At 72.0% G+C, this 22,170-nt stretch carries 21 protein-coding genes; 12 read left to right on the top strand and 9 right to left on the bottom strand.

Annotated elements, in window-relative coordinates; translation table 11 throughout:
• Both Pth03_RS27470 and cobF read left to right on the top strand, forming a co-directional pair.
• The coding region (locus Pth03_RS27470) for an HNH endonuclease signature motif containing protein (protein ID WP_203947288.1) at window positions 1-1,000 on the top strand (1,000 nt) is incomplete at its 5' end.
• Window positions 1,001-1,838: 838 nt separating this feature from the next.
• Window positions 1,839-2,795 carry a precorrin-6A synthase (deacetylating) gene (gene cobF, locus Pth03_RS27465; protein ID WP_203947287.1) on the top strand — a complete coding sequence of 319 codons (957 nt, stop codon included), beginning with the start codon at window positions 1,839-1,841 and terminating at the stop codon, window positions 2,793-2,795.
• On the opposite strand, the gene Pth03_RS27460 is transcribed toward cobF, so the two are convergent.
• The 7 genes from Pth03_RS27460 to Pth03_RS27430 form a co-directional block, all read right to left on the bottom strand.
• On the bottom strand, window positions 2,749-3,732 hold the full coding sequence (locus tag Pth03_RS27460) for a helix-turn-helix domain-containing protein (RefSeq protein WP_203947286.1): 984 nt from the start codon (window positions 3,730-3,732) through the stop codon (window positions 2,749-2,751). The two genes, cobF and Pth03_RS27460, sit on opposite strands and share 47 nt — an antisense overlap.
• A gap of 149 nt (window positions 3,733-3,881) precedes the next feature.
• The gene (locus tag Pth03_RS27455) at window positions 3,882-5,078 is read right to left on the bottom strand and encodes an ABC transporter permease (RefSeq protein ID WP_203947285.1); all 1,197 of its coding nucleotides are present in this window, start codon (window positions 5,076-5,078) and stop codon (window positions 3,882-3,884) included.
• Window positions 5,075-5,767 (bottom strand): ABC transporter ATP-binding protein, encoded by a 693-nt coding sequence (locus Pth03_RS27450; RefSeq protein ID WP_239119406.1) that lies wholly within the window; start codon window positions 5,765-5,767, stop codon window positions 5,075-5,077. Before Pth03_RS27450 ends, Pth03_RS27455 begins: the two co-directional genes overlap by 4 nt.
• A complete protein-coding gene (locus Pth03_RS27445; RefSeq protein ID WP_203947284.1) occupies window positions 5,764-6,813 on the bottom strand; it encodes a peptidoglycan-binding protein in 1,050 nt (349 codons plus the stop codon). The genes Pth03_RS27450 and Pth03_RS27445 overlap by 4 nt, the downstream gene beginning before the upstream one ends.
• Complete coding sequence (locus Pth03_RS27440) at window positions 6,810-7,349, bottom strand: hypothetical protein (RefSeq protein ID WP_203947283.1); 540 nt, start codon at window positions 7,347-7,349, stop codon at window positions 6,810-6,812. The genes Pth03_RS27445 and Pth03_RS27440 overlap by 4 nt, the downstream gene beginning before the upstream one ends.
• 41 nt (window positions 7,350-7,390) lie before the next feature.
• Complete coding sequence (locus Pth03_RS27435; protein ID WP_203947282.1) at window positions 7,391-8,905, bottom strand: sensor histidine kinase; 1,515 nt, start codon at window positions 8,903-8,905, stop codon at window positions 7,391-7,393.
• The gene (locus tag Pth03_RS27430; RefSeq protein WP_203947281.1) at window positions 8,902-9,594 is read right to left on the bottom strand and encodes a response regulator transcription factor; all 693 of its coding nucleotides are present in this window, start codon (window positions 9,592-9,594) and stop codon (window positions 8,902-8,904) included. Before Pth03_RS27430 ends, Pth03_RS27435 begins: the two co-directional genes overlap by 4 nt.
• Before the next feature lie 125 nt (window positions 9,595-9,719).
• On the opposite strand from Pth03_RS27430, the gene Pth03_RS27425 reads away from it, so the two are divergent.
• Genes Pth03_RS27425 through Pth03_RS27400 form a run of 6 tightly spaced genes read left to right on the top strand, consistent with a single transcriptional unit; the run spans window position 9,720 to window position 17,309 of the window.
• The gene (locus tag Pth03_RS27425; RefSeq protein WP_203947280.1) at window positions 9,720-11,444 is read left to right on the top strand and encodes an ABC transporter transmembrane domain-containing protein; all 1,725 of its coding nucleotides are present in this window, start codon (window positions 9,720-9,722) and stop codon (window positions 11,442-11,444) included.
• Complete coding sequence (locus Pth03_RS27420) at window positions 11,441-13,282, top strand: ABC transporter ATP-binding protein (RefSeq protein ID WP_203947279.1); 1,842 nt, start codon at window positions 11,441-11,443, stop codon at window positions 13,280-13,282. The genes Pth03_RS27425 and Pth03_RS27420 overlap by 4 nt, the downstream gene beginning before the upstream one ends.
• Window positions 13,283-13,293: 11 nt before the next feature.
• The gene (locus tag Pth03_RS27415) at window positions 13,294-14,364 is read left to right on the top strand and encodes an iron-siderophore ABC transporter substrate-binding protein (RefSeq protein WP_203947278.1); all 1,071 of its coding nucleotides are present in this window, start codon (window positions 13,294-13,296) and stop codon (window positions 14,362-14,364) included.
• Window positions 14,365-14,393: 29 nt separating this feature from the next.
• Window positions 14,394-15,389 carry a FecCD family ABC transporter permease gene (locus tag Pth03_RS27410; RefSeq protein WP_203947277.1) on the top strand — a complete coding sequence of 332 codons (996 nt, stop codon included), beginning with the start codon at window positions 14,394-14,396 and terminating at the stop codon, window positions 15,387-15,389.
• A gap of 2 nt (window positions 15,390-15,391) precedes the next feature.
• Window positions 15,392-16,447 (top strand): FecCD family ABC transporter permease, encoded by a 1,056-nt coding sequence (locus tag Pth03_RS27405; RefSeq protein ID WP_203947276.1) that lies wholly within the window; start codon window positions 15,392-15,394, stop codon window positions 16,445-16,447.
• A 4-nt stretch (window positions 16,448-16,451) separates the two neighbouring features.
• Window positions 16,452-17,309 carry an ABC transporter ATP-binding protein gene (locus Pth03_RS27400; RefSeq protein ID WP_373318599.1) on the top strand — a complete coding sequence of 286 codons (858 nt, stop codon included), beginning with the start codon at window positions 16,452-16,454 and terminating at the stop codon, window positions 17,307-17,309.
• On the opposite strand, the gene Pth03_RS27395 is transcribed toward Pth03_RS27400, so the two are convergent.
• Window positions 17,293-17,553: a hypothetical protein gene (locus tag Pth03_RS27395; protein ID WP_373318600.1), complete on the bottom strand. Its 261-nt coding sequence runs from the start codon at window positions 17,551-17,553 to the stop codon at window positions 17,293-17,295. The two genes, Pth03_RS27400 and Pth03_RS27395, sit on opposite strands and share 17 nt — an antisense overlap.
• Before the next feature lie 21 nt (window positions 17,554-17,574).
• On the opposite strand from Pth03_RS27395, the gene Pth03_RS27390 reads away from it, so the two are divergent.
• A complete protein-coding gene (locus Pth03_RS27390; RefSeq protein ID WP_203947275.1) occupies window positions 17,575-17,934 on the top strand; it encodes a hypothetical protein in 360 nt (119 codons plus the stop codon).
• A gap of 5 nt (window positions 17,935-17,939) precedes the next feature.
• Here Pth03_RS27390 and Pth03_RS27385 read toward each other — a convergent pair whose 3' ends face one another.
• Window positions 17,940-18,605 (bottom strand): hypothetical protein, encoded by a 666-nt coding sequence (locus Pth03_RS27385; RefSeq protein WP_203947274.1) that lies wholly within the window; start codon window positions 18,603-18,605, stop codon window positions 17,940-17,942.
• Window positions 18,606-19,069: 464 nt separating this feature from the next.
• Here Pth03_RS27385 and Pth03_RS27380 point away from each other — a divergent pair, with 464 nt between their 5' ends.
• The 3 genes from Pth03_RS27380 to Pth03_RS27370 are packed head-to-tail and all read left to right on the top strand — an operon-like array spanning window position 19,070 to window position 22,134.
• Complete coding sequence (locus Pth03_RS27380; RefSeq protein WP_203947273.1) at window positions 19,070-20,827, top strand: MFS transporter; 1,758 nt, start codon at window positions 19,070-19,072, stop codon at window positions 20,825-20,827.
• A gap of 15 nt (window positions 20,828-20,842) precedes the next feature.
• Window positions 20,843-21,325 (top strand): MarR family winged helix-turn-helix transcriptional regulator, encoded by a 483-nt coding sequence (locus tag Pth03_RS27375; RefSeq protein WP_203947272.1) that lies wholly within the window; start codon window positions 20,843-20,845, stop codon window positions 21,323-21,325.
• A 17-nt stretch (window positions 21,326-21,342) separates the two neighbouring features.
• Window positions 21,343-22,134, top strand: coding sequence for a maleylpyruvate isomerase family mycothiol-dependent enzyme (locus Pth03_RS27370; RefSeq protein ID WP_203947271.1), 792 nt, complete (start codon window positions 21,343-21,345; stop codon window positions 22,132-22,134).
• Window positions 22,135-22,170 lie beyond the last annotated feature (36 nt).

Here is a 22,170-nt window from a genome sequence, read left to right as displayed (position 1 = left end):
CGAGAAGGACTACCGCAAGCGCTTCCTGGAGGTGCGGCCCACCGACGCCGGCGGCATGGAGGGCGAATTCCGGCTACCCAAGGAGTCCGCGGCCCGGTTGAAGGCATTGCTGGACGCCTACGCCAAACCCCAGGCTGAGAACGACGACCGGACGTTGCGGCAGCGCAACGCCGACACGTTCGCCGACCTGCTCGCCAACAAGATCACCACCGAACTACTCGTCCTGGTCAACGCCGAAACCCTGCCCACCGACCCGCCCACTCAGGACGGCAACGCAGGCGACGAGACCGCCGACCACTACGCCGACGGCGACGCAGGCGACACTGCCGACCCGGACGATGCCGGCGACATCGACATCGACATCGACGACGACGCTGTGGACCCGGACGGTGCCAACTGCGCGGGCGACACTACTGACCGCCCCTCCTCCGAACACGCAGGCGACGCCACCACGCACAACGGTGGAGCCACGACGGGCACGGGAGATCAGGCGCGGGATCGATTGTTGCGGTGGAAGGTGCCGGGGTTGTTGCTGGCCACCGGCCAACTGCTGTCCCCGACCGACATAGCGCGGCTGGCCCGGACCTCCACGCTGATGCGCCTGGTCATGGACGCCGACGGCCAAGTCCTCGACATGGGCCGCGCCGTACGACTAGCCACCAACCCCCAGCGCAAAGCCGTCTTCGCCCGATACAGCACCTGCTGGATCGACGGCTGCCCGCTCCCGGCCACCATGTGCCAGATCGACCACGCCGACAACTGGGTAGCGGGCGGGCTGACCAACCTCAAACTTCTCGGCCCTGCCTGCCAGCACCACAACCGCGACCGCTACCGGCATCCGGAACGCTACGTACGCCGCCGGGAGGGCAAAGACCGCTGGGCCTTCGCCTATACCGGCCCCCGCTACCGAACCCGACACCGCCGAACACCCACCACCCAAGCGACCATCGCAGGGCCGCCCGGGAGCGGAGACCCGCCCTCACAAACTGGCATGCACTGACAGAGACCGACGCATAGAAGCCATCGATGCGGACGGGGAATCGACGTGGGCGCCCTCGTGGAGGGCGTCGGCGAAGACACCACAAGCGAGGGGGACGGCGCGATGTCGCTCGTCGGCTACGGTCGCGACGGTCTCCACCCTGCCTCGGCGCGATCTGTGACGTTCTCCCTCGTGCTAGCCGTGCCAACGCGAGATCACGGCCCCGTGGCCATGCCGGAGTGGCGATGCTGGATCTCGCGCACGGCGAATGATCGAAAGCCGGAAAGGCAAACCTGGCTGAGAAGCCGGTGCAGATATGCCCTTGATCAATTGGAATGCCGTCGTCTGATGTCACGAGCGCCTTTGATCAATGGCCTCGGGCGAAAGGGATCCACCGTTCGATCGAATCTTCAACAGACGTCTCAGGACGCTCGGGAGTGGCATGGAGGCGACGCGAAGAAGATCAGAACGCTGTCTGACAGTGATCATGACTGATATGCGAGCAGGGGTCGCGCGATTTGCCGACGGCGAAGGCGCGGCAGCGCTCGTCACACATGCCGGCCGCCGAGTATCACTCCATCGGCCACCTGCGACAATGCCACCGAGCCACAGCCTGCCCCCCGCCGGTCGCCATGTCGCTGATTCACCGACCCGCCGATCCGCCAGACCGGCGCATCAACGGAGTCGGGCCGTACGTAAGCCCGCGCTCGGGAGATTGCCGCGTCAATGCGAGCAGGGCTGCCCGGCCGTTGCGATCATCGGCTGCCGCCGACCGGTCGCGCCGCGTCACGCGGCCGGGGCGGACGGCGGACAGAAAGAACGGACAGACGGCAGCGAACACCACCATGGGGACCATGTCATGAGGAACGTGCTCGTCATCGGCATCGGTGCCGGGGATCCCGGCCATCTCACGGTGCAGGCGATCGACGCGCTCGCGAAGGCCGACGTGTTCTTCCTGCTCGACAAGGGCCGGGAGGCCGACGACCTCGCCGGGCTGCGACGGGAGATCATCGCCTCCCACGCGCGCGAGCCGTACCGGGTGGTGGAGGTGCCCGATCCGGAGCGGGACCGCGGCCCGGCAGCAGACACGACCGCGAACACCGCGGCAAACGCCACAGCAAACACCACCGCAAACACCACCGCGTGCACCAACGCGCACACCGCCGCCAGCACCGAGAGCACCGCGGCAGACATCACCGCCAGGACCACCACCGACACCAACGACAACGCCGACATGAGCACGTACACGGCGGCGGTGGATGATTGGCGTTCACGCAGGGCGGACGTCGTCGAACGGCTCATCGCACGCGAACTCGGCGACGACGAGACGGGGGCGTTCCTCGTGTGGGGTGACCCCGCCCTGTACGACGGCACGATCGCCGTGATCGAGGAGGTGCTGGCGCGTGGCCGGGTGCGGTTCGATCACACGATTATTCCGGGCGTCAGCAGTGTGTCGGCGCTGGCGGCCCGCCACCGCATCGGCCTGACCCGGGTCGGCAGGCCCCTCCTCATCACCACCGGCCGACGACTGGCCGAGGCTCTTGAGAACGGGACCGACGACGTGGTCGTCATGCTCGACTCGGGATGCGCCTTCGCGGACATCGCGCAGGCCGCCGAGTTCGACATCTACTGGGGCGCCTACCTGGGGACGCCTGACGAGATCCTGATCGCGGGCCGCGCGGGCGACGTCGCCGAGCGCATCTGCTCGGAACGGGCGGCCGCCCGCGCCCGCAAGGGCTGGATCATGGACACCTATCTGCTAAGGCGGGTCACCAGTCCTGACGCCAGGCCTGGCGGCGGTGCCGCATGTCCATGAGCGCCTGGGCGTCCTGCGCCACGACTCCGTGCGTCGCCACGCCCTGGACGTTCAGGGACTGCACCGTCGCCGACGCAGCCATGGGTGTGGACATGACGGGTTCCTTCATGCTCGCGCTGAGCGTGCTGAGCCCCGCCAGCACGGACAGCGACATCTCCGTCTCGCTGCCCGGCTCTGCCTGGAAGATCATGAGCTGCTGGCCGGGCGCGCTGTTCACAGTGAAGGACTCGTAGACGAGGGTCAGGTCGCCGACGTCGCGGTGATGGAACTGCTTGGAGTCGTGCTTCTTGAACTGCACGTCGTGCCGGGCCCACAGGCGGCGGAACTCGTCGCTCTGCGACGACAGCTCCTCGACCAGTTCGGGCAGGAACGGGTCCTCGGGGTCCGTCCCCGCGACGGCGCGCAGGTGGGCCGCCTTGAGGTAGGCGATCTTGTCCCAGTCGGAGTAGAACCCGCGTGACGCGGGGTTGAGGAAGACCATCCGGATCAGGTTGTCCTTCAGATCCATTCCGTCGTAGAGCGCGTCGGCGATCGCGTTGGTCGCCAGGACGTCCATCCACCGGCCGAGCACCAGTGCCGGGGTGTGGTCCCATCCGCGCAGCAGGCGGAGCAGGGTCGGGCTGACCTGTTCTTTACGGCTGGAATATTGCCCGCGCCGGGTGCGCGGGTGAGCCAGCTCGTAAAGATGTTGTGCGGCTTCGGGGTCGAGGTCGAGAGCCCGGGAGAGCGCGGAGAGCACCTGATCGGATGGATTGCGCTCGCGCCCCTGCTCGAGACGGCTGTAGTAGTCGGTGCTGACGCCTGCGAGAAAGGCCATTTCCTCCCTGCGCAGGCCAGGCGTACGGCGGCGGCCCGAGTGCTTCAACCCCACGTCATCGGGGGTGACCAGTCTCCGGCGCGCCTGCAAGAACTCACCAAGAAGCTTTCCACTGTCCACCCTGACCACGTTAAATCCAAAATGGGCGATAAAGAATGGGTGCGCCGAACCTATTGTAAAATTTCCCGCAAAGTAGATTCATATAAAAATATGGCGAAACTATTAATGTTGTGCCGTGCCGTGCGATTCAAGACCGTACGGCACGGCGGTTACGGGGTGGCGAGCGCCTCCGTCGGAGACATGCGGGAGGCGCGGACCGCGGGGTAGAAGCCGGCCGCGCTCCCGATGACCAGGGTGGCCAGGATGCCGCCCGCGGTCGCCCATGCGGGCATGGTGGCCGGCCAGCCCCGGGAGGCGGCGTAGGCGGCGGTCACACCGATGCCGAGCAGCACGCCGCCGGCTCCGCCGATGGCGGAAAGAAGCAGCGACTCGACGAGGAACTGCAGCCTGATCTGGCCGCGGGTGGCCCCCAGAGACCGGCGCAGCCCGATCTCGGCCCGGCGTTCGAGCACGGAGATGACCATGGTGTTGGCCACGCCGACCCCGCCCACCAGCAGGGCGACGCCGCCCAGGCCCAGCAGCAGCGCGTTCAGGGTCGCGTCGGTGGCCTGCTTGGCCGCCAGCGCGTCGGAGGGCCGGGAGACGTCCACCTCGTTGGGGTTGCGCGGATTGGCGGTGGCGGCCAGCACGTTCCACACGCCGGTCACCTGGTCCTCGGCGGCCCTGGTGTAGATCGTGGTCGGATAGCCGTCGAAGCCGAGCCGCTCCTGCGCGACGGGCCAGCCGACCAGGGCCGAGGTGTCCAGTTCGGGGGCCAGGGGCACGGGGGCGAGCACGCCGACGACGGTGAACCACTGGCCGCCGAGCCAGACCCGCTGGTCGGGGCCCGCCTTCGCCACCCCGAGCCGGTCGGCTGCCCTGCCGCCCAGAACCACGGCCGGGTAGCGGTGGGTGGCCTCGTTGAGCCATGTGCCGTCCGCGAGCGTCGCGCCGACGTCGCCGAGCAGGTCGAGCCTGGCCGCCTGCACCGCGATGCTGCCGTTCTGGCCCTGCGGGATGCGGTCGTTGCGGTAGACCTTCGCGGTGGTGGTGCCGGTCGCGGTCACCGACTCCACAGGGCCGATCTGCCCGATCATCTTCTCCGCCTCGGCCGGCAGGTGGGAGGAGTCGCCGAACAGGGTCGTGCCGGGTGACACGGTCAGCAGGTTGGTGCCGAGGGCCGACAGCTGCCGGTTCAGGTCCTCCCGGCTGGACGCGGAGATGCCGACCACACTGAGCATGGCCGCGATGCCGATCGCGATGCCGAGGGCCGACAGGAACACCCGCAGCGGCCGGGCGCGCAGGCCGGCTCCCCCGACTCTGACCACGTCGATAGGGCCGAGCCTGGCGGGCACGAGCGCCGTCATGCCGGCACCTCCGCCCGGGAGTCGGCGACGACGCGGCCGTCGAGCATCTCGATCCGCCGGGGCAGTCCGGCCGCGATGTCCCGGTCGTGTGTGATGACCACCACGGTGGTGCCGCCCTCGTGAAGCTCGCGGAGCAGGCTCATCACGCCCGACCCCGACGCGGAGTCGAGGTTGCCGGTGGGCTCGTCGGCCAGCAGCAGGGCCGGGTCGCCGGCGACGGCCCGGGCGATCGCCACCCGCTGCCGCTCCCCGCCGGACAGCTCGTGCGGGCGGTGGCCGAGCCGGTGCCCGAGGCCGACCTGGCGCAGCGTGCGCTCGGCCCGCCTGCGCCGCTCTCTGATCGGCACTCCCGCGTACAGCAGGCCGTCGGCCACGTTGTCCAGCACCGGCACCCCGGCGGCCAGGTGGAACTGCTGGAAGACGAAGCCGATCGTGGTCGCCCGCAGCGCGGACAGCTGCCGGTCCGGCAGCGTCGCGACGTCGTGCCCGGCGATGCGGACGGCGCCGCCGCTGGGCCGGTCGAGGGTGCCGATCATGTTCAGCATGGTCGACTTGCCCGAGCCGGACGGCCCCGCGATCGCGACCAGCTCGCCCTGCCCGATGGTCATGGTGACGCCGCGCAGGGCGGCCACGTCGCCGTTGTAGGTCTTGCTGACGTCGTCCAGCTCCACGATCGCCTGCCCGCTCACTTCGGCACCACCACGGTCGCGCCTTCGTCCACGCCGGTCACCTCGACCTTTCCGTCGGCGAACATGCCGGTCTCCACCGCCACGTAGCGGGTGGCCGGCCCCTCCTCGACCTGCACGCCGTACCCGCCCTCCGAGAGCGCGAGCAGCGCGGCGACCGGCACGGCCAGCACGTTCTCCCGCTTCGCGGACACGATCGTGACGTCCACCGGCGCGGTGTCGTACGACCGGAGCTTGGCGTCGTCGCGCACGGAGACGATCACCTCGACGGTGGTCTCGGTCTCCCCCTGGGCGTCGGTGGCCTGCGTCGCGACCTTGCCCACGCTCGCCACGGTGCCCTGAACCGTGGTGCCATCGGGTAGCTCGACGCTCGCCTTGGTGCCCTTCTTCACCATGTGCCGGTCGGCGACGTCGAGGGCGACGGTGACCTCCCGGGTGGTTCCGGTGATGGTGAGGACGGGCCCGGCCGCCTGCCCGCCGAGCGCCGCCTTGACCTCGGCGACCCGGAGCGGGCCGTCGTGCACCACGACGTCGCCGGGGGCGACCCGGCCGGTCTCGGGCAGTCCGAGGTCGTCCTGCCACGCCTCGACCGCCGCGCGGGTGGCGGAGGTGAACGTGTCGTCCACGGTGAACCCGTCGTATCCGAGCCTGGCGAGGTTCTGCTCGAGTTGCCGCACGTCGCGGCCCTCCACCCCGGTGGTCAGGACCCGATAGAGAGGCAGGGTGCCGTACAGGAGGGGGACCCGGTCGGCGTCGGCGCTGTAGACCGCGCGCCCCCGGGTGATCGTCGCGCCGGGGTCCGGGAGCCAGGTGATCGTGCCCTGGCCCCGGCCGGTGACGGCGGCCGTGTCGCCGTACCCCAGGGTGCCGTCGACCTGCTTGGTCTCGGTCAGCGTGGTGCGCTCGACCGTGGCGGTGGCGGGTGGGGTGCGCTCGGCGACGGCGGTGCCGCTCCGGCCGCCGACGCCGATCGCCGTGGCGGACACGGCGGCGGCCAGTACGGCGACGCCTCCGGTGACCGCGATCGCCCGGCCCTTGCCGACGGTCACCGCTTGCCCCCGATCGCGGTCATCTTGTCCCGGCACGCCTCCATCGCCTTGGTGAACTTCGGGTCGTCGGCATTGATCTTCATGCCGGGCCCGCCGATCTTGACGGTGCCGCCGCTGAAGTCCGGGTCGGGCATGTCGACCCCGTTGTCGCGCATGCACTGGGCGAACGCGCGTGCCTGGTCCTGCTGCTCGGGTGTGAGCGCGCGCCCCTTGTCCCCGAACGGGCTGAGACTCTGGCAGGCCTTCATCGCCTCGTCGATCTTCGCTGTCCCGCCCTTGGAGTCGAGGCGCAGGCTCATGCGGCCGTTGGCGTCGGCCTGCGGGTCGGGCATGTCCACTCCGTGGTCCCGCATGCACTGGGCGAACTTCCTGCCCTGTTCCTCTCGGTCGGCCGAGGGGGACGCGCTGGGCCGGGCGGCGGCCGACGTGCCCTTCACCGAGGCGACGCCGCCGCCGGTCTGGTCCTGCTGTCCGCATCCGGCGGCAGGCGCGAGCAGCGCCACCGCCACAAGAGTTCCCGCAAGAGTTCTTCGCATGGCCCCGATGCTGCTGATCGCTGATCGGAGCGGGCCCGGAGCTACCTCGGAGCTCCATCAAAGTCGTGCGAGCCGAGCGGCAGCAGGACGCGGAATGCGGCGCCCTCCCCGGGGCTCGTGGTCAGCTCGACCCGGCCGCCGTGCGCCCGGACGATCGCAGCCACGATGGCGAGCCCGAGCCCGGCCCCGCCTTCGGTGCGCGAACGGCTCTCGCTGACCCGGTAGAGGCGCTCGAAGACGTGGGAGGCGTGGCCGGGGGTGATCCCCGGGCCGGTGTCGGCCACCTCCACGATCCCCATGAGCCCAGGAGGCGGTTCGCCCACGGCCGCGTCCGGCGACTCCGCGGCCGTGCCGGTGCCCACCTTCACCGTGACCTTCGCCTCAGGCGGGGTGTGCGCGAGCGCGTTGGCGACCAGATTGGCGGCGACCTGCCGCAGCCGGGCCTCGTCGCCCACGACCACGACGGGGCTCAGCGAGGAGCCCAGGCCGGCCAGCCGTACCTGCCGATCGGGCACCCGGGCGCGGGCGTCGCGGATCGTGTCGGCGGCGATCTCCAGCAGGTCGACGGGACGGGAGTCCATCGGCCGTTCCTCGTCGAGGCGGGCCAGCATGAGCAGGTCGTCGACCAGCACGCCCATGCGCCCGGCCTCGTCCTCGATCCTGCGCATGGCCTCGTCGAGGGGCGGCCCCGGCGGGGTGCCTCCCCGGCGGTACAGCTCGGCGAAGCCCCGCACCGAGGTGAGCGGCGTGCGCAGTTCGTGGGAGGCGTCGGCGAGGAAGCGCCGCATGCCCGCCTCCGACTCGGCCCGCGCCGCGATCTCCCGCTCGACGCGGTCGAGCATCACGTTCATCGCGATGCCCAGGCGCCCGGGCTCGGTGTGGGCGTCGTCGACCGGCACCCGCCGGCCGAAGTCGCCCGCGGCGATCTGCCCGGCGGTCGCCTCCATCGCGGTCAGGGGGCGCATGCCGAGCCGTACGAGCGCGGCGGCGGCCAGGCCGAGCAGGAGCAGCATGACCGCGAGGACCCCGGCGTCGATGGCGAGCAGCCACCGCTGGACGGCCTCGATCTCGGCCAGCGACGAGGCCATCACCACCGTGCCGCCGCCGGGGAGGTCGACCGCCATGAGGCGCCACGACGAGTCGCCGGTGCCCGGCACCGTGTACGGCTCGCCCTTGCGGAGCTGGTCGTAGGAACCGATGTCGGGTCGGTCGGCGGGGGCCGAGGGGAACGCGTTGGTGACCTTGCCATCCCCAGAGAAGAAGTAGATCGCCCGGTCGCCCACGATCCGGGCGACGAGGCTCTTGTCGACCGGCAGCACGAACTCCCCCGGACTGCTCCGCAGCTTGGGGATCTGGATCTGCTGCGCCTGACGGGGGACCGGAGCCGCGGAGGCGGCGCCGACGGTGGCGCGGAGCTGGTCGTCGAGCCGGTCCATGAGATAGCCGCGCAGCAGGGCGAGGCCCGCGACGTTGGCCAGCACGAGCGCGAGGCCGCTCAGCGCCACCGCGGCGACCACGAGCCGGGTACGGAGCGTCCAGCGGGCCGGCCTCTTCACGTTTCGTCCCTTCGCGGCAGGCGCAGGGTGTAGCCGACTCCGCGCACGGTGTGGATCAGCGGCGGATCCCACCTGTCGATCTTCTTGCGCAGGTAGTAGACGTAGGACTCGACGATGCTGGAGTCGCCGTCGAAGTCGTAGCGCCACACCTGGTCGAGGATCTGGGCCTTGCTCACCACCAGGCCCGCGTTGGCGAGCAGGTAGGCCAGGAGGTTGAACTCGGTCGGCGACAGGTCGACGAGGATGCCGCCGCGCCGCACCTCGTGGGCGGCGGCGTCCAGTTCCAGGTCGGCGTAGGCCAGCAGCTCGCGGTCGGGGGGCGCGCTCGCGCGGCTGCGGCGCAGGATCGCCTTGATCCGCAGCACCACCTCCTCGAGGCTGAACGGCTTGGCGACGTAGTCGTCGGCCCCGAGGCTGAGCCCCTGGACCCGATCCTCCACGGCGTCCCGCGCGGTGAGGAAGAGCACGGGCACCTCCCCCAGCCGCCGGGCGACCTCGAACCCGTCGAGGTCGGGCAGCATCACGTCGAGCACCACGATGTCGGGCTCGAACTCCCTCACCGCGGTCAGCGCGTGCGACCCGCTCTCGGCGGTCCTCACCTCGAAGGACACCAGGCGGAGCGTCTGCGCCAGCAATGTGCGGATGTTGGGCTCGTCGTCGACGACGAGCACCTTGGCGGGCCGGTCCATACATCGGATCTACCTGACCATCCTCAACGCCGGCTCAAAACCGCCCGTGCCCTTCCTCCGATCCGCCTAGTGAGGTAAACCTTACTTAGACTAGCCTTACCTAAGTTTTGCGTGGAGGGGTGCGGGTGGGTGGTGCGGCTCCCTCGGGACGTCACGTCCTGAGACAGGCGATCAGAGGTCAGCGGCGCGACGTCGCCGCCGGCGCGGCGCTGGGCGCCGGCCACCAGGCCGGCGAGGCGCTCGTGCCCGTCCTCATCGGTGTGCTCATCGACCAGGCGGTCGCCGGAGGCGACGCGGGCGCGCTCGCCGGCTGGCTCGCGGTACTCGCCGTCGTCTACGCCGGGTTGTCGTTCAGCTTCCGCTTCGGCGCGCGCGCCGGGGAGCGCGCCGCTGAGCAGGCCGCCCACGACCTGCGGGTACGGCTGGTCGCCCGGGTGCTCGATCCGCGCGGAGGCGCCGAGAACGGGCGGCTGCCCGGCGCGCTGGCCTCGATCGCGACCGAGGACGCCAAGCGGGTCGGCGCGGTGGCCATGGCCGTCATGTCCGGCGTGTCCGCGCTCACCGGGCTCGCGGTCGGCGCGGTGGTGCTGCTGCTGATCTCGGTTCCGCTGGGCCTGGTCGTGCTGGCCGGCACTCCTGTGCTCCTGTGGGCCGGCCACCTGCTCGGCAAGCCCCTGGAGCGGCGCAGCGAGGCCGAGCAGGAGCGGGCGGCGCACTCCTCCGGCGTCGCCGCCGACCTCGTGGCCGGGCTGCGGGTGCTGAAGGGCATCGGCGCGGAGGCGGCGGCCGTGACGCGCTACCGCATCACCAGCGGCGAGTCCCTTGCGGCCACGTTGCGCGCCGCCCGGGCCGAGGCGGTGCAGAGCGGCCTGGTGCTGGCGCTGACCGGCCTCTTCATCGCCGCCGTCGCGCTCGTGGGCGGGCGGCTGGCCGTGCAGGGCGACGTCAGTCTCGGCCAGCTCGTGTCGGCCGTGGGGCTCGCCTCGTTCCTGCTCGGCCCGCTGGAGGTGCTCTCCTGGGTCAACGCCGAGCTCGCACAGGGCCGGGCCTCGGCGGCGCGTGTCGCCGCCGTGCTGGCCGCCCCGCCCGACGTCGCCTCCGGCGCAGGCCGCCTGCCCGCGCCGGTGCGGGGCGCGATGCGGCTGCGCGGGGTCGTCCACGGCCCGCTGCGCGCGATCGACCTGGACGTGGCACCCGGCGAGGTGCTCGGCGTCGCCGCGACCGACCCCGCCGACGCCGACGCGCTGCTGCGCTGCCTCGACCGGCGCGCCGACCCGGACGGCGGCGTGGTCGAGCTGGACGGCGTGTCGCTGCACGACCTCGACCCCGCGGAGGTCCGCACGGCCGTGCTGGTGGCCGGGCACGACGCCGACCTGTTCGCGGGCACCGTGCGCGGCAACGTCACCAGCGCCGATGACAGTGCCGATGACAGTGCCGATGACAGTGCCGAAGATCGGGCCGAAGATCGGGCCGACCGGGCGATGGCGGCGGCCGGGGTCGCCGGGGCGCTCCCCCTGGGCGGCGAGACGCCGGTGAGTGAGGGCGGGCGTTCCCTGTCCGGGGGGCAACGCCAGCGGGTCGCCCTGGCCCGGGCGCTGGCCGCCGGCCGTGCCGTACTGGTCGTGCACGACCCGACGACGGCGGTCGACGCGGTCACCGAGGCCCGCATCGCGGCGGGAATCCGCGAGATGCGCCGGGGCCGCACGACCATCCTGGTGACCACCAGCCCCGCCCTGCTCGCGGTCGCCGACCGGGTGGCGCTGCTCGACGGCGGCAGGATCGCCGACACGGCCACACACGCCGACCTCCTGCGCCGCCACGCGGCCTACCGGGCGGCGGTGCTGGCATGAGCACACGCGACCTGCTGCCCGTCGCGACCCCGGCGCGCACCCGCTCTGCCGTACGGGAACTGCTGCGGCCCCACCGGCGCCTGGCGCTCGGCGCGTTCGCCGTGATGGTCGCGGCGACCGCGATCGGGCTGGCCACCCAGCCGCTGCTCGGGCGGATCGTCGACCTGGTCGCCGAGCGCGGCACGCAGGACGGCGGCGCGGCGGCGCTCACCTGGCCGGTGACGCTGCTCGCACTGGTGGCGCTCGCCCAGGGCGCCGCCACCACGCTCGGGCTGGCGCTGACCGCCACGCTCGGGGAGACGGTGCTCTCCCGGCTGCGGGAGCGCTTCGTCGACCGCGCGCTGCGCCTGCCGCTGGAGCAGGTCGAGCGGGCGGGTTCCGGCGACCTGACCGCGCGCGTGACCGCGGACGTGTCGCAGGTCGCCGACGCGGTGCGCTCCGCCCTGCCCGAACTGGCCCGCTCGGTGCTGACCATCGTGCTCACACTGGGGGCGCTCGCCCTGCTCGACTGGCGGTTCCTGCTGGCCGCGCTGGTCGCCGTGCCCGTCCAGGCGCACACCGCCCGGTGGTACATCCGCAGGGCCGTGCCGCTCTACGCGGCGCAGCGGGTGGCCGCCGGAGCCCAGCAGCAGCAGTTGCTCGACACGATCGGCGGCGCCGCCACCGTGCGGGCCTTCCGGCTGGAAGACGAGCACGCCGGCCGAGTCTCCCGCCTGTCCCTGGCGGCGGTCGAGCTGACGATGCGCGGCGTGCGGCTGGTGCTGCGGTTCTACAGCCGCCTGCACGTCGCGGAGTACGCGGGCCTCGCGGCCGTGCTGGTCGCCGGGTTCTTCCTGGTGCGCTCGGGCTCCGCGTCGATCGGCACCGCGACCGCTGCGGCGTTGTACTTCCACGGCCTTTTCGGGCCGGTCAACACCGCGCTCGTGCTGCTCGACGACGCCCAGTCGGCGGGGGCGAGCCTCGCCCGCATCGTCGGTGTCGCCCTTCCCGAGACGGACACAGCGACCGGCACAGAGACCGGCACAGCACCCGACACGACTCCCGTCTCCGGCGCGGGACCGGCCGTGCTGGTGAGCGGGCTGGGGTTCGCCTACGAACCGGGGCGGCCCGTGCTGCACGACGTCGACCTCGCCCTGCGGCCCGGCGAGCGGGTCGCCCTCGTCGGGACGAGCGGCGCGGGCAAGACCACCCTGGCCACGCTCGTCGCCGGGGTGCACCGGCCGTCCACCGGTTCGGTACGGCTGGCCGCCTCCCCAGGCTGGGAACGCGCCGACCGTGCGGACCGCGTGGTCGCCCTGGTCACCCAGGAGGTGCACGTCTTCGCCGGGCCGCTCGCCGAGGACCTGCGGCTGGCCAGGCCCGGCGCCACCGACGACGAACTGCGGGAGGCCCTCGCCCGGGTGGACGCGCTCGCCTGGGCCGAGGCGCTGCCCGCAGGCCTGCGGACGGTCGTCGGCGAAGGCGGCCACCGGCTCACCCCCGCGCAGGAGCAGCAGGTGGCCCTCGCCCGGCTCGTGCTGGCCGACCCGCCCGTGGCCGTGCTCGACGAGGCGACCGCGGAGGCCGGCAGCACGGGCGCCCGCACCCTGGAGTCCGCCGCCGGCCGGGCCGTCGAGGGCCGCACCGCGCTGGTGGTGGCGCACCGCCTCACCCAGGCGGAGAGCGCCGACCGCGTCGTCGTCATGGACGCCGGCCGCATCGTCGAGAGCGGCGGCCACGACGAGCTGAAGGCCGCCGGCGGCCCCTACGCGAGCCTCTGGGAGGCCTGGTCGCGCACCCATGCGTCGGCTCCTCCCGATCCCCCCGTTTCCTCACCCGTTTCCCCACCATCGATATGAAGGGCCCCTTGATGTTCCGCTTCTTGCGAGGCACCGCGACGGCACTGGCCTGCGCGCTGCTCTTCGCCGTCGCCGCGTGCGGCTCCGGCTCGACCACCGATGCCGGCTCCGGTCCCGCCACGCCGGGCTCGCCCTCCGGATCGTCCGCCTTCCCGGTGACGATCCCGAACAAGTTCGGCGAGACCACGATCACGGCCGAGCCGCAGCGCATCGTCACCGTCGGCCTGACCGACCAGGACGCGGTGCTCGCGCTCGGCAAGGTTCCGGTCGCCACCACCGAGTGGATCGGCAAGTACAAGGGCGCGATCGGCCCGTGGGCCGCCGGCAAGCTGGGCGGCGCCTCTGTGCCCACCGTGTTGACCGACACCGGCACCGGCCCGCAGGTCGAGAAGATCGCCGCGCTCCGGCCCGACCTCATCCTCGCCCTGTATTCCGGGCTCACCAAGGAGCAGTACCAGCTGCTGTCGAAGATCGCGCCCGTGGTGGCGCAGCCCTCCCAGCACGCCGACTACGGCATTCCGTGGCAGGAGCAGACCGAGACGATCGGCAAGGCGCTCGGCAAGTCGAGCCAGGCGGCCGAGCTCGTCGCCGGGGTCGAGGCCCGTTTCTCCGCCGCCAAGGCCGAGCATCCCGCGTTCGCCGGGGCGAGCGCCGTGATGGCCACGCCGTACGAGGGGATCTTCGTGTACGGCGGCCAGGACAACCGCTCGCGGGTGCTCACCTCGCTCGGGTTCACCCTGCCTGCCGGGCTGGACGCGGTCGTCGGCGACGAGTTCGGCGCCAACATCAGCAAGGAGCGCACCGACCTGCTCGACACCGACGCGATCGTGTGGATCGTGTCCGACCCGGCCACGGACGAGGCCAAGCTGCACGCCGAGAAGCTGTACGGCGACCTGAACGTGGTCAAGCAGGGCCGTGAGGTCTACGTCAAGGAGACGGGCGACTACGGCAACGCCGTCTCGTTCGTGTCGGTGCTGAGCCTGCCGTACACGCTGGACCGGCTGGTGCCGCAGCTGGCGGCGGCCGTGGACGGCGATCCCGCCACGCCGGTGGAGCAGCCCGCCTCTGAGACAGCCCAGTGAGCCGGCGGCCTCGAGCGTTACGTCCCGTCATGCTCGTGGTCGCGCTCGCCGTCGTCCTTCTCGTGCTCTGCCTGCTGTCGATCGGCGTCGGGGCGCTGACCATTCCGCCCGCCGAGGTCGTGCGGGCGCTCGCGGGACACGGCGGCGGCGCCCGCGTGGAGAACGTCGTCTGGTCGGTGCGCGTCCCGCGCACCGCGCTCGGCCTCGCGGCGGGCGCGGCGCTCGGACTCTCGGGGGCCCTCATGCAGGCGCTCACCCGCAACCCCCTCGCCGACCCGGGCATTCTGGGCATCAGCGCGGGAGCCTCGTTCGCCGTCGTGGTGTCGGTCGCGGTGTTCCAGCCGGGGTCGCTGTACGGCTCCATCTGGTTCGCATTCGCGGGCGCACTCGTCGCGAGTGTGGTCGTCTACGTGCTCGGCGGCCTGGGCAGGTCGGGGCAGACGCCGGTGAAGCTCGCGCTTGCCGGCGTCGCGGTCACCGCCCTGCTGACGTCGCTGACCAGCGCGGTCGTGCTGACCGATCCGGACGCGCTGGACCGCTACCGGTTCTGGTCGGCCGGGTCGCTCGCCGACCGGGACGGCTCCGTCGTGCTCCAGGTGCTGCCGTTCATCGCGGCCGGCGCCGTGCTCGCGTTCGCCGTCGCTCCCGCGCTCAACAGCCTGGCCCTCGGCGACGACGTGGCGGCCTCGCTCGGCCGGCGGCTCGGCCTCGTACGGCTGGCGGGCGTGGCCGCGGTCACGCTGCTGACCGGCGCCGCGGTGGTGGCCATCGGACCCGTCGTCTTCGTCGGGCTGGTGGTGCCGCACGTCGCGCGGGTGCTGGCGCAGCGCGCCGGCATCGGCCCCGACCATCGGTGGCTGCTGCCGCTGTCGGCCGTGCTCGCCCCCTGCCTGGTCATCGCCGCCGACGTCGCCGGGCGCGTCGTCGCCCGGCCGGCCGAGATCCAGGCGGGCGTGCTGGTCGCCTTCATCGGTGGCCCGTTCTTCATCGCCCTGGTGCGCCGCCGGCGGCTCGCGGAGGTCTGAACATGAGCGCCCCCTTCCCCGTGCTCCGCACGTTCCGCCTCGCCGTGCCGCCCGTGTCGGGCGTGCTGCGGCCGAGACTGGTCGCGGTCTGCGCGGCCCTCGCCGCCGCCACCTTCCTCGTCTTCTGCTGGGGCGTCTCCGTCGGCGACTACCCGATCGGCCTGACGGGCGTGATGAAGGCGCTGGCCGGGTCGGGCGACCCGGGCACGCTGCTGGTCGTCAGGGAGTTGCGGCTGCCGCGCGCGGCGGCAGGACTGCTGGCGGGCGTCGCGTTCGCCCTGTCGGGCGCGCTGCTGCAGACCATGACCCGCAACCCGCTGGCCAGCCCCGACATGATCGGCCTCATCGAAGGCTCCGGCACCGCGGTGGTCGCCGGGATCGTGCTCGGCTGGGACGGCGGCCTGAGCACCCAGGCGCTGGGCCTGCTCGGCGCCTTGGCGACCGCCCTGCTCGTCTACCTGCTCGCCTGGCGGCGCGGCACCACCGGCTACCGCATCATCCTGGTCGGCATCGGCGTCTCGTGGATGTGCACGAGCGCCACCGACTTCCTGCTCGCCAGGGGCGGGCGTTTCGAGGCGCAGGCCGCACTCGGCTGGCTCGTGGGCAACCTGAACGGCCGCGACTGGGCCCAGGCCGGCCCGCTGGCCGTGGCGGTGGCCGTGCTCGCCCCCACCGCGCTGCTGCTCGGCCGCCTGATGCGCACGCTCCAGCTCGGCGACGACGTGGCGACCGGCCTCGGCACCCCCGTGCAGCGGGTGCGGTTGACCCTGCTGCTGACGAGCGTCGGGCTCATCGCCTTCGCCACCGCCGCGGCGGGGCCCATCGCGTTCGTGGCACTGGCGGCGCCGCAGATCGCCCAGCGGCTGGCCGGCACGGCGTGGCCGCCCCTGGTCGCCTCGGGGCTGACCGGGGCGCTGGCCGTGCTCGCCTCCGACCTCGTCGCACGCACGCTGATCCCCGGGCTCGAACTACCCGTGGGGATCGTCACCGGCGTCCTCGGGGCGCCCGTCCTGCTCTGGCTGCTCATCCGCGCCAACCGCGCGGGCTCAGGAGGCTGAACACATGTCGACCCCACACATGTCGGCCACCGGCCCCGACCTCCGGGCAGGCGGGCTGCGTCTCGCGTACGGCGACCGGGTCGTCGTGGACGACCTCGACCTGGTCGTCCCGCCGGGCCGTGTCACCGCCATCGTGGGCGCCAACGCCTGCGGCAAGTCGACCCTGCTGCGGGCGCTCGCCCGGCTCCTCGCCCCGCGCGCGGGAGCCGTACGGCTGGACGGCAAGGCCCTGCACACCATCGGGACACGGGAGCTGGCCAGGCGCCTCGGCATCCTGCCGCAGTCTCCCGTGGCGCCGGAGGGCATCACCGTCGCCGACCTGGTCAGCCGGGGCCGCTCGCCGCACCAGACGTGGTGGCGGCAGTGGTCGCAGGCCGACGAACGGGCCGTGCACGACGCGCTGGCGGCCACGGGCATGATCGCTCTGGCCGACCGGGCGGTCGACGAGCTGTCCGGCGGGCAGCGGCAACGCGCGTGGATCGCGCTGGCCCTCGCCCAGGGCACCGAGGTGCTGCTCCTGGACGAGCCGACCACCTATCTCGACATGGCCCACCAGGTCGACGTGCTGGACCTCGTGACCGACCTCAACCGGCGGGAGGGCCGCACCGTCGTGATGGTGCTGCACGACCTCAACCAGGCGTGCAGGTACGCCGACCACGTCGTCGCCATGAAGTCGGGGCGGATCGTCGCGGAGGGCGCGCCCGCCGGGGTCGTCACCGCCCCGCTGGTCGAGGAGGTCTTCGGCCTGCGCTGCCAGGTCATGCCCGACCCGGTCAACGGCACGCCGCTGGTCATCCCGCTGGGCCGGCACCATACCCCCAGCACGGACCCGCGCACAGGTGAGGTCAGGGCCGCGCGGTGAGGTAGCCGCCCATGGCCGTGAAGTAGTCGGCGGCGGCGTGCTCGGCGCCGTCGTCGGTGCGCACGCGCCGGATGACGAGCCCGGGCCGCCTGCCGCTGCGCGCGTCGGCTCCCGCGACGACCACGCCGTCGCCCTCGCGGATGAACACGCGACCGGGGGTGCCGCCGTAGCGTGCCCGCGAGACCGCCGCGGAGACGACCCTGATGCGCTCGCCGCGGTGGTAGGTGAACGCGTTCGGGTACAGGGTTTCCTCAACGTCTCACGCGTGAGGGACGTGCGCCCGTCCGGCGCCGGCCTGGACGTCACCGTCGAGTTCCTCCCCACCGGCGAGCGGGAGGTGCTGAGCAGCGACCTCATCGTGCACGCCACCGGCTACCGCCCCCACGACATCGGCACGCTGCTCGGCGAGGCGGCCAAGCTCTGCGTGCGCGACGACGGCGACGCCGTACGGGTCAGCCGTGACCACCGGGTGGAGCTCACCCCGGGGGTCACGGCCGGCATCTACCTTCAGGGGGCCACCGAGCACACACACGGGCTCGCCTCGACCCTCCTGTCCACGACGGCGGTGCGGGCGGGCGAGATCCGCGACTCGCTCCTCGCCCGCCGCATGGCCCGCGCCTCGTGAGCGTCCTACTGCTGGGCCCCGCCGATGGTGCACAGCTCGTCGATCGCCGTGGCGTCCTTGGTGACCCTGGCCTCGATGTCGGCGGGGGGCATGGACTTGGTGTTGAGGGCCTTGAGCAGGTCGTCGTAGTCCGTGGCCAGCGTGTTCATCGCCTTCTGGACCTCGTCGCTGTTCGACGCGGCACCCGCGGCCTTGAGCTTGGAGACGATGGACGTGAGCTGCGTCTTCAGCGTGTCGGGGTCGGACGACAGCTTCGCGGCCTCGTTGAGGATGACGGCCTTGCCCTGCGTGCAGCCCGGGTCGAAGACGGTCGCCGCGTTCTTGCCGACGGCGGCGGCCACGGCGACGACGACCGCCGTCTCCACGCCTCCGACGACCAGTGAGATGACGATTCCGGCGATCGCCAGCCCCTTGCCCTTCTGGCCGCGCCGGCCGCCCACGACGAGGCCGACGATGCTGAAGATGAACCCGAGCGGCGGGATGAGGAACGACAGGACGAACCCGGCGATGGACTGCCCGTTCGTGGTCTGCGGCGCGGGGGCCGGCGCGTAGCCGTACGGCGGCTGCCCGGGATACCCCTGCGGCGGCTGGCCCGGGTAGCCGGCCGGCGGCTGTCCGGGGTATCCGGCGGGCGGCTGGTTATCCATATTGGGCGGTTCGGGGAAACCCATGTTGTGTTCCGTTCGGAGAATTGTCGAATCGACGGCATGCGGGCGCACCGCTTCGCGCCAGGAGACCGGGCTGCGGCCCCGGCTCACGCGGGAAGCCTTCGGCTTGAGCACGACGAGGGAAGACCAGCACGGACGTGGTGTGGTGCCCGTCCGGCGGTCAGGTCATCAGAGCCTCTCTCGCGTGCACGTTCCGCATCAGGTCGTGACGCGAATACCTCAGTCGGCCCGAAATGGCCGTTCGGGACTTTACTGGCGTCAATCCCGGACGACAAGACGCCTTCTGCGCGGATCGGTGAATGACATCAGAGCGAAACACCAACATTCGCCGACAAACCCTTCGCTGCGCCGAACGACTCCCCCGAAATAGCGCGAACCCTCCAGCCGGTGCCCAACCTGGACGACACCTGACACTCCCGTATAGTTAGTTGACCTAAGTTAACTATCGATGCCGAAGGAGCTCGCCGATGGCGGCCGAGGGTACGGTCGAGTCGACGCCGGGGCGCCGGCGTACGCCCCGAATCCAGTCCGATCACCCGCACTACAAGTGGGTCGCGTTGTCCAACACGACGTTGGGAACGCTGATCGCCACGATCAACAGCTCGATCGTGCTGATCTCACTGCCCGCGATCTTCAACGGGATCCAGCTCGACCCTCTGGAACCCGGCAACGTCAGCTACCTGCTGTGGATGCTGATGGGCTACATGCTGGTCAGCGCGGTCCTGGTGGTCAGCCTCGGCCGGTTGGGCGACATCTACGGCCGGATCAAGATTTACAACGCCGGATTCCTGATCTTCACGCTGACGTCGATCGCGTTGTCGCTGGATCCGTACCACTCCGGCGCGGGCGCGTTGTGGCTGATCGGCTGGCGGGTTGCGCAGGCGATCGGCGGCTCGATGCTGATGGCGAACTCGGCGGCGATCATCACCGACGCGTTCCCCTCTCGCCAGCGCGGCATGGCGCTCGGCGTGAACATCGTGGCCGGCATCGCCGGCTCCTTCATCGGCCTCGTGCTGGGCGGCCTGCTCGCCGAGTGGAACTGGCGGTCCATCTTCTGGATCAACGTGCCCATCGGCATCATCGGCACCATCTGGGCCTACCGCTCACTGCACGACACCGGCACGCGCCGCCCGGCGAAGATCGACTGGTGGGGCAACGTCACCTTCGCCGTCGGCCTCACCGCGCTGCTCGCCGGCATCACCTACGGCATCCAGCCGTACGGCGGGCACACGATGGGCTGGACGAACCCGTGGGTCCTGGCCGGCCTCATCGGCGGCGTGGTCATGCTGGCGGCCTTCTGCGTGATCGAGACCAAGGTCACCGACGCGATGTTCCCGCTGAAGCTCTTCCGCAACGCGGTCTTCGCCGGCGGCAACGCCGCGACCCTGCTCGGATCGATCGGGCGCGGCGGGCTGCAGTTCATGCTGATCATCTGGTTGCAGGGCATCTGGCTGCCGCTGCACGGCTACAACTACGAGGACACCCCTCTGTGGGCCGGCATCTACCTGCTGCCGCTCACGGTCGGCTTCCTGGCCGCCGGGCCGCTGGCCGGAGCCCTGTCCGACCGGTTCGGCGCGCGCCTGTTCGCGGCGAGCGGCCTGGTCCTCATGGCGGTGTCCTTCCTCGGCCTGCTGGTCCTGCCGACCGACTTCAACTACTGGGCCTTCGCCGCCCTCATCTTCGTCAACGGCCTCAGCGGCGGCCTGTACGCGGCGCCGAACACCTCGCTCATCATGTCGGCCGTGCCCGCCGAGGCGCGCGGCGCCGCGTCCGGCATGCGGGCCACCTTCCAGAACGCCGGCATGGTGTTGTCGATCGGCGTGTTCTTCTCGCTGATGGTGGCCGGTCTGGCCAGTTCCCTGCCGCACACGCTGAGCACGGGCCTCACCGCGCAGGGTGTGCCCGCCGCGTCGGCGAACGCGATCGCCGCGCTGCCGCCGGTCGGCACCCTGTTCGCCGCGTTCCTCGGATACAACCCCATCCAGTCGCTGCTCGGGCCGCAGGTCCTCGGCCAGTTGCCGGCCGCCAACGCGCAGACCCTCACCGGACGGGAGTTCTTCCCCCACCTGATCGCGGGGCCGTTCCACGACGGCCTGGTGATCGTCTTCTGGCTGGCCATCGTGATCTCGCTCGTGGCCGCGGGCGCCTCGCTCATCCGCGGGCGTGCCGCGACCTCCGCGGAGGCGGATAGCGTGGAGCGACCCGACGCGGCGCGCGTCGCATAACGAGCCGGAGGAACGATGGGCGACCGGACCGGGCAGCACACCCGACCGGCGGACGGCGGCCTCGATCCGGAGGCGGTGGGCCGCCTCCGGCTGGTCGTCGCCCGGCTGCATCGCCAGATGGCGCAGGCGTCCGGCAGCCAGGACCTCACCTTCGCCCAGTTGTCGGCGCTGGCGCGCATCGAGCAGCACGGGCCGATCCGGCTGGGCGAACTGGCGGCGCGGGAGGGCGTGTCCGCGCCGTCGATGACGCGCACCATCACGCCTCTGGCGGCGGCCGGGCTCATCGGCAAGGAGCCCGACCCCGACGACGGCCGGTCGTTCCTGGTCGCCACCACGGCGACCGGCCGCCGGTCGCTCGTGAGGATCAGGAAGGAGCGGTCCGCGCTGCTCTCCCAGCGCATGGAACGCCTGAGCGCGGAGCAGCGTGAGGTGCTGTACGCGGCCATCCCTGTCCTGGAGCTGCTCGTGGACGAGTCCGTTCCGGGCGGCGGGCGCTGACCTTATGCTCAGGCCGCATGAGTGATCGAAACGACACGGGCCTGTCCCACGAGGAGCGCTGCGCCCTCCTCGACGCGGAGCTCGGGCGGCTGGTCGAGGCCACCCGGGGCGGCGACCCGTCGGCCCCGGTCCCGAGCTGCCCCGGCTGGACCCTCGCGAAGCTGATGAGGCACCTCGGGATCGTCCACCGGTGGGCGCGGCACATGGTGGCGGAACGGGTCGAGACGCCGCTGTGGACGCGTGACGTCACCGTCGCCCTGCCCTCCGACCCCGGCGACTACCCCGGCTGGCTCGCCGAAGGGGGCGCCGACCTGGTCGCCGCGCTGCGCGAGGCCGGCCCCGGCGCCCCCATGTGGGCGTGGGGCACCGAGCAGGGTTCGGGCTTCTGGTCTCGGCGCATGCTCCACGAGACGACGGTGCACCGCGCCGACGTGGAGCTCGCCCTCGGGCGGGAGCCGTACGTGGAGCCCGCGACCGCGGCCAACGGCGTCGAGGAGCTCCTCGCCAACCTGCTCGTGGCCGAATGGACGGCCGGCCCCCTCAGCGAGCTGGGCGGCTCCGGGGAGACGATCCACATGCACGCCACCGGCCAGGACGGAGATGTCTTCCCGGGCGAGTGGACGATCACCCTGCTGCCCGGCACCTTCACCTGGACGCGCGGCCACGCCAAGGGCGACGTCGCCGTGCGCGGGCCGGTGGGCGACCTGCTGCTCCTGCTGTACGGCAGGCGAACGCCCGGGGACGGCCGCCTGGAGGTGCTCGGCGACCGCGACCTGCTCGGCCGCTGGCTGGACAAGACCGCCTTCTGACCCCTCCCGTGGGTACAGGTACCCCCGGGGGACGGT

Origin of the sequence: Planotetraspora thailandica, from assembly GCF_016863335.1 — a bacterium.
Classification (GTDB): Bacteria; Actinomycetota; Actinomycetes; order Streptosporangiales; family Streptosporangiaceae; genus Planotetraspora; species Planotetraspora thailandica.
This window is presented reverse-complemented; position numbering and strand designations above follow the sequence as displayed.

Coding starts and splice junctions, on each gene's coding strand:
- Pth03_RS27400 (WP_373318599.1), top strand. CDS start 16,452: ATGTCGACCCCACACATGTCGGCCACCGGCCCCGACCTCCGGGCAGGC.
- Pth03_RS27415 (WP_203947278.1), top strand. CDS start 13,294: ATGTTCCGCTTCTTGCGAGGCACCGCGACGGCACTGGCCTGCGCGCTG.
- Pth03_RS27430 (WP_203947281.1), bottom strand. CDS start 9,594: ATGGACCGGCCCGCCAAGGTGCTCGTCGTCGACGACGAGCCCAACATC.
- Pth03_RS27385 (WP_203947274.1), bottom strand. CDS start 18,605: ATGGGTTTCCCCGAACCGCCCAATATGGATAACCAGCCGCCCGCCGGA.
- Pth03_RS27370 (WP_203947271.1), top strand. CDS start 21,343: ATGAGTGATCGAAACGACACGGGCCTGTCCCACGAGGAGCGCTGCGCC.
- Pth03_RS27380 (WP_203947273.1), top strand. CDS start 19,070: ATGGCGGCCGAGGGTACGGTCGAGTCGACGCCGGGGCGCCGGCGTACG.
- cobF (WP_203947287.1), top strand. CDS start 1,839: ATGAGGAACGTGCTCGTCATCGGCATCGGTGCCGGGGATCCCGGCCAT.
- Pth03_RS27375 (WP_203947272.1), top strand. CDS start 20,843: ATGGGCGACCGGACCGGGCAGCACACCCGACCGGCGGACGGCGGCCTC.
- Pth03_RS27410 (WP_203947277.1), top strand. CDS start 14,394: ATGCTCGTGGTCGCGCTCGCCGTCGTCCTTCTCGTGCTCTGCCTGCTG.
- Pth03_RS27405 (WP_203947276.1), top strand. CDS start 15,392: ATGAGCGCCCCCTTCCCCGTGCTCCGCACGTTCCGCCTCGCCGTGCCG.
- Pth03_RS27440 (WP_203947283.1), bottom strand. CDS start 7,349: ATGCGAAGAACTCTTGCGGGAACTCTTGTGGCGGTGGCGCTGCTCGCG.
- Pth03_RS27420 (WP_203947279.1), top strand. CDS start 11,441: ATGAGCACACGCGACCTGCTGCCCGTCGCGACCCCGGCGCGCACCCGC.
- Pth03_RS27455 (WP_203947285.1), bottom strand. CDS start 5,078: ATGACGGCGCTCGTGCCCGCCAGGCTCGGCCCTATCGACGTGGTCAGA.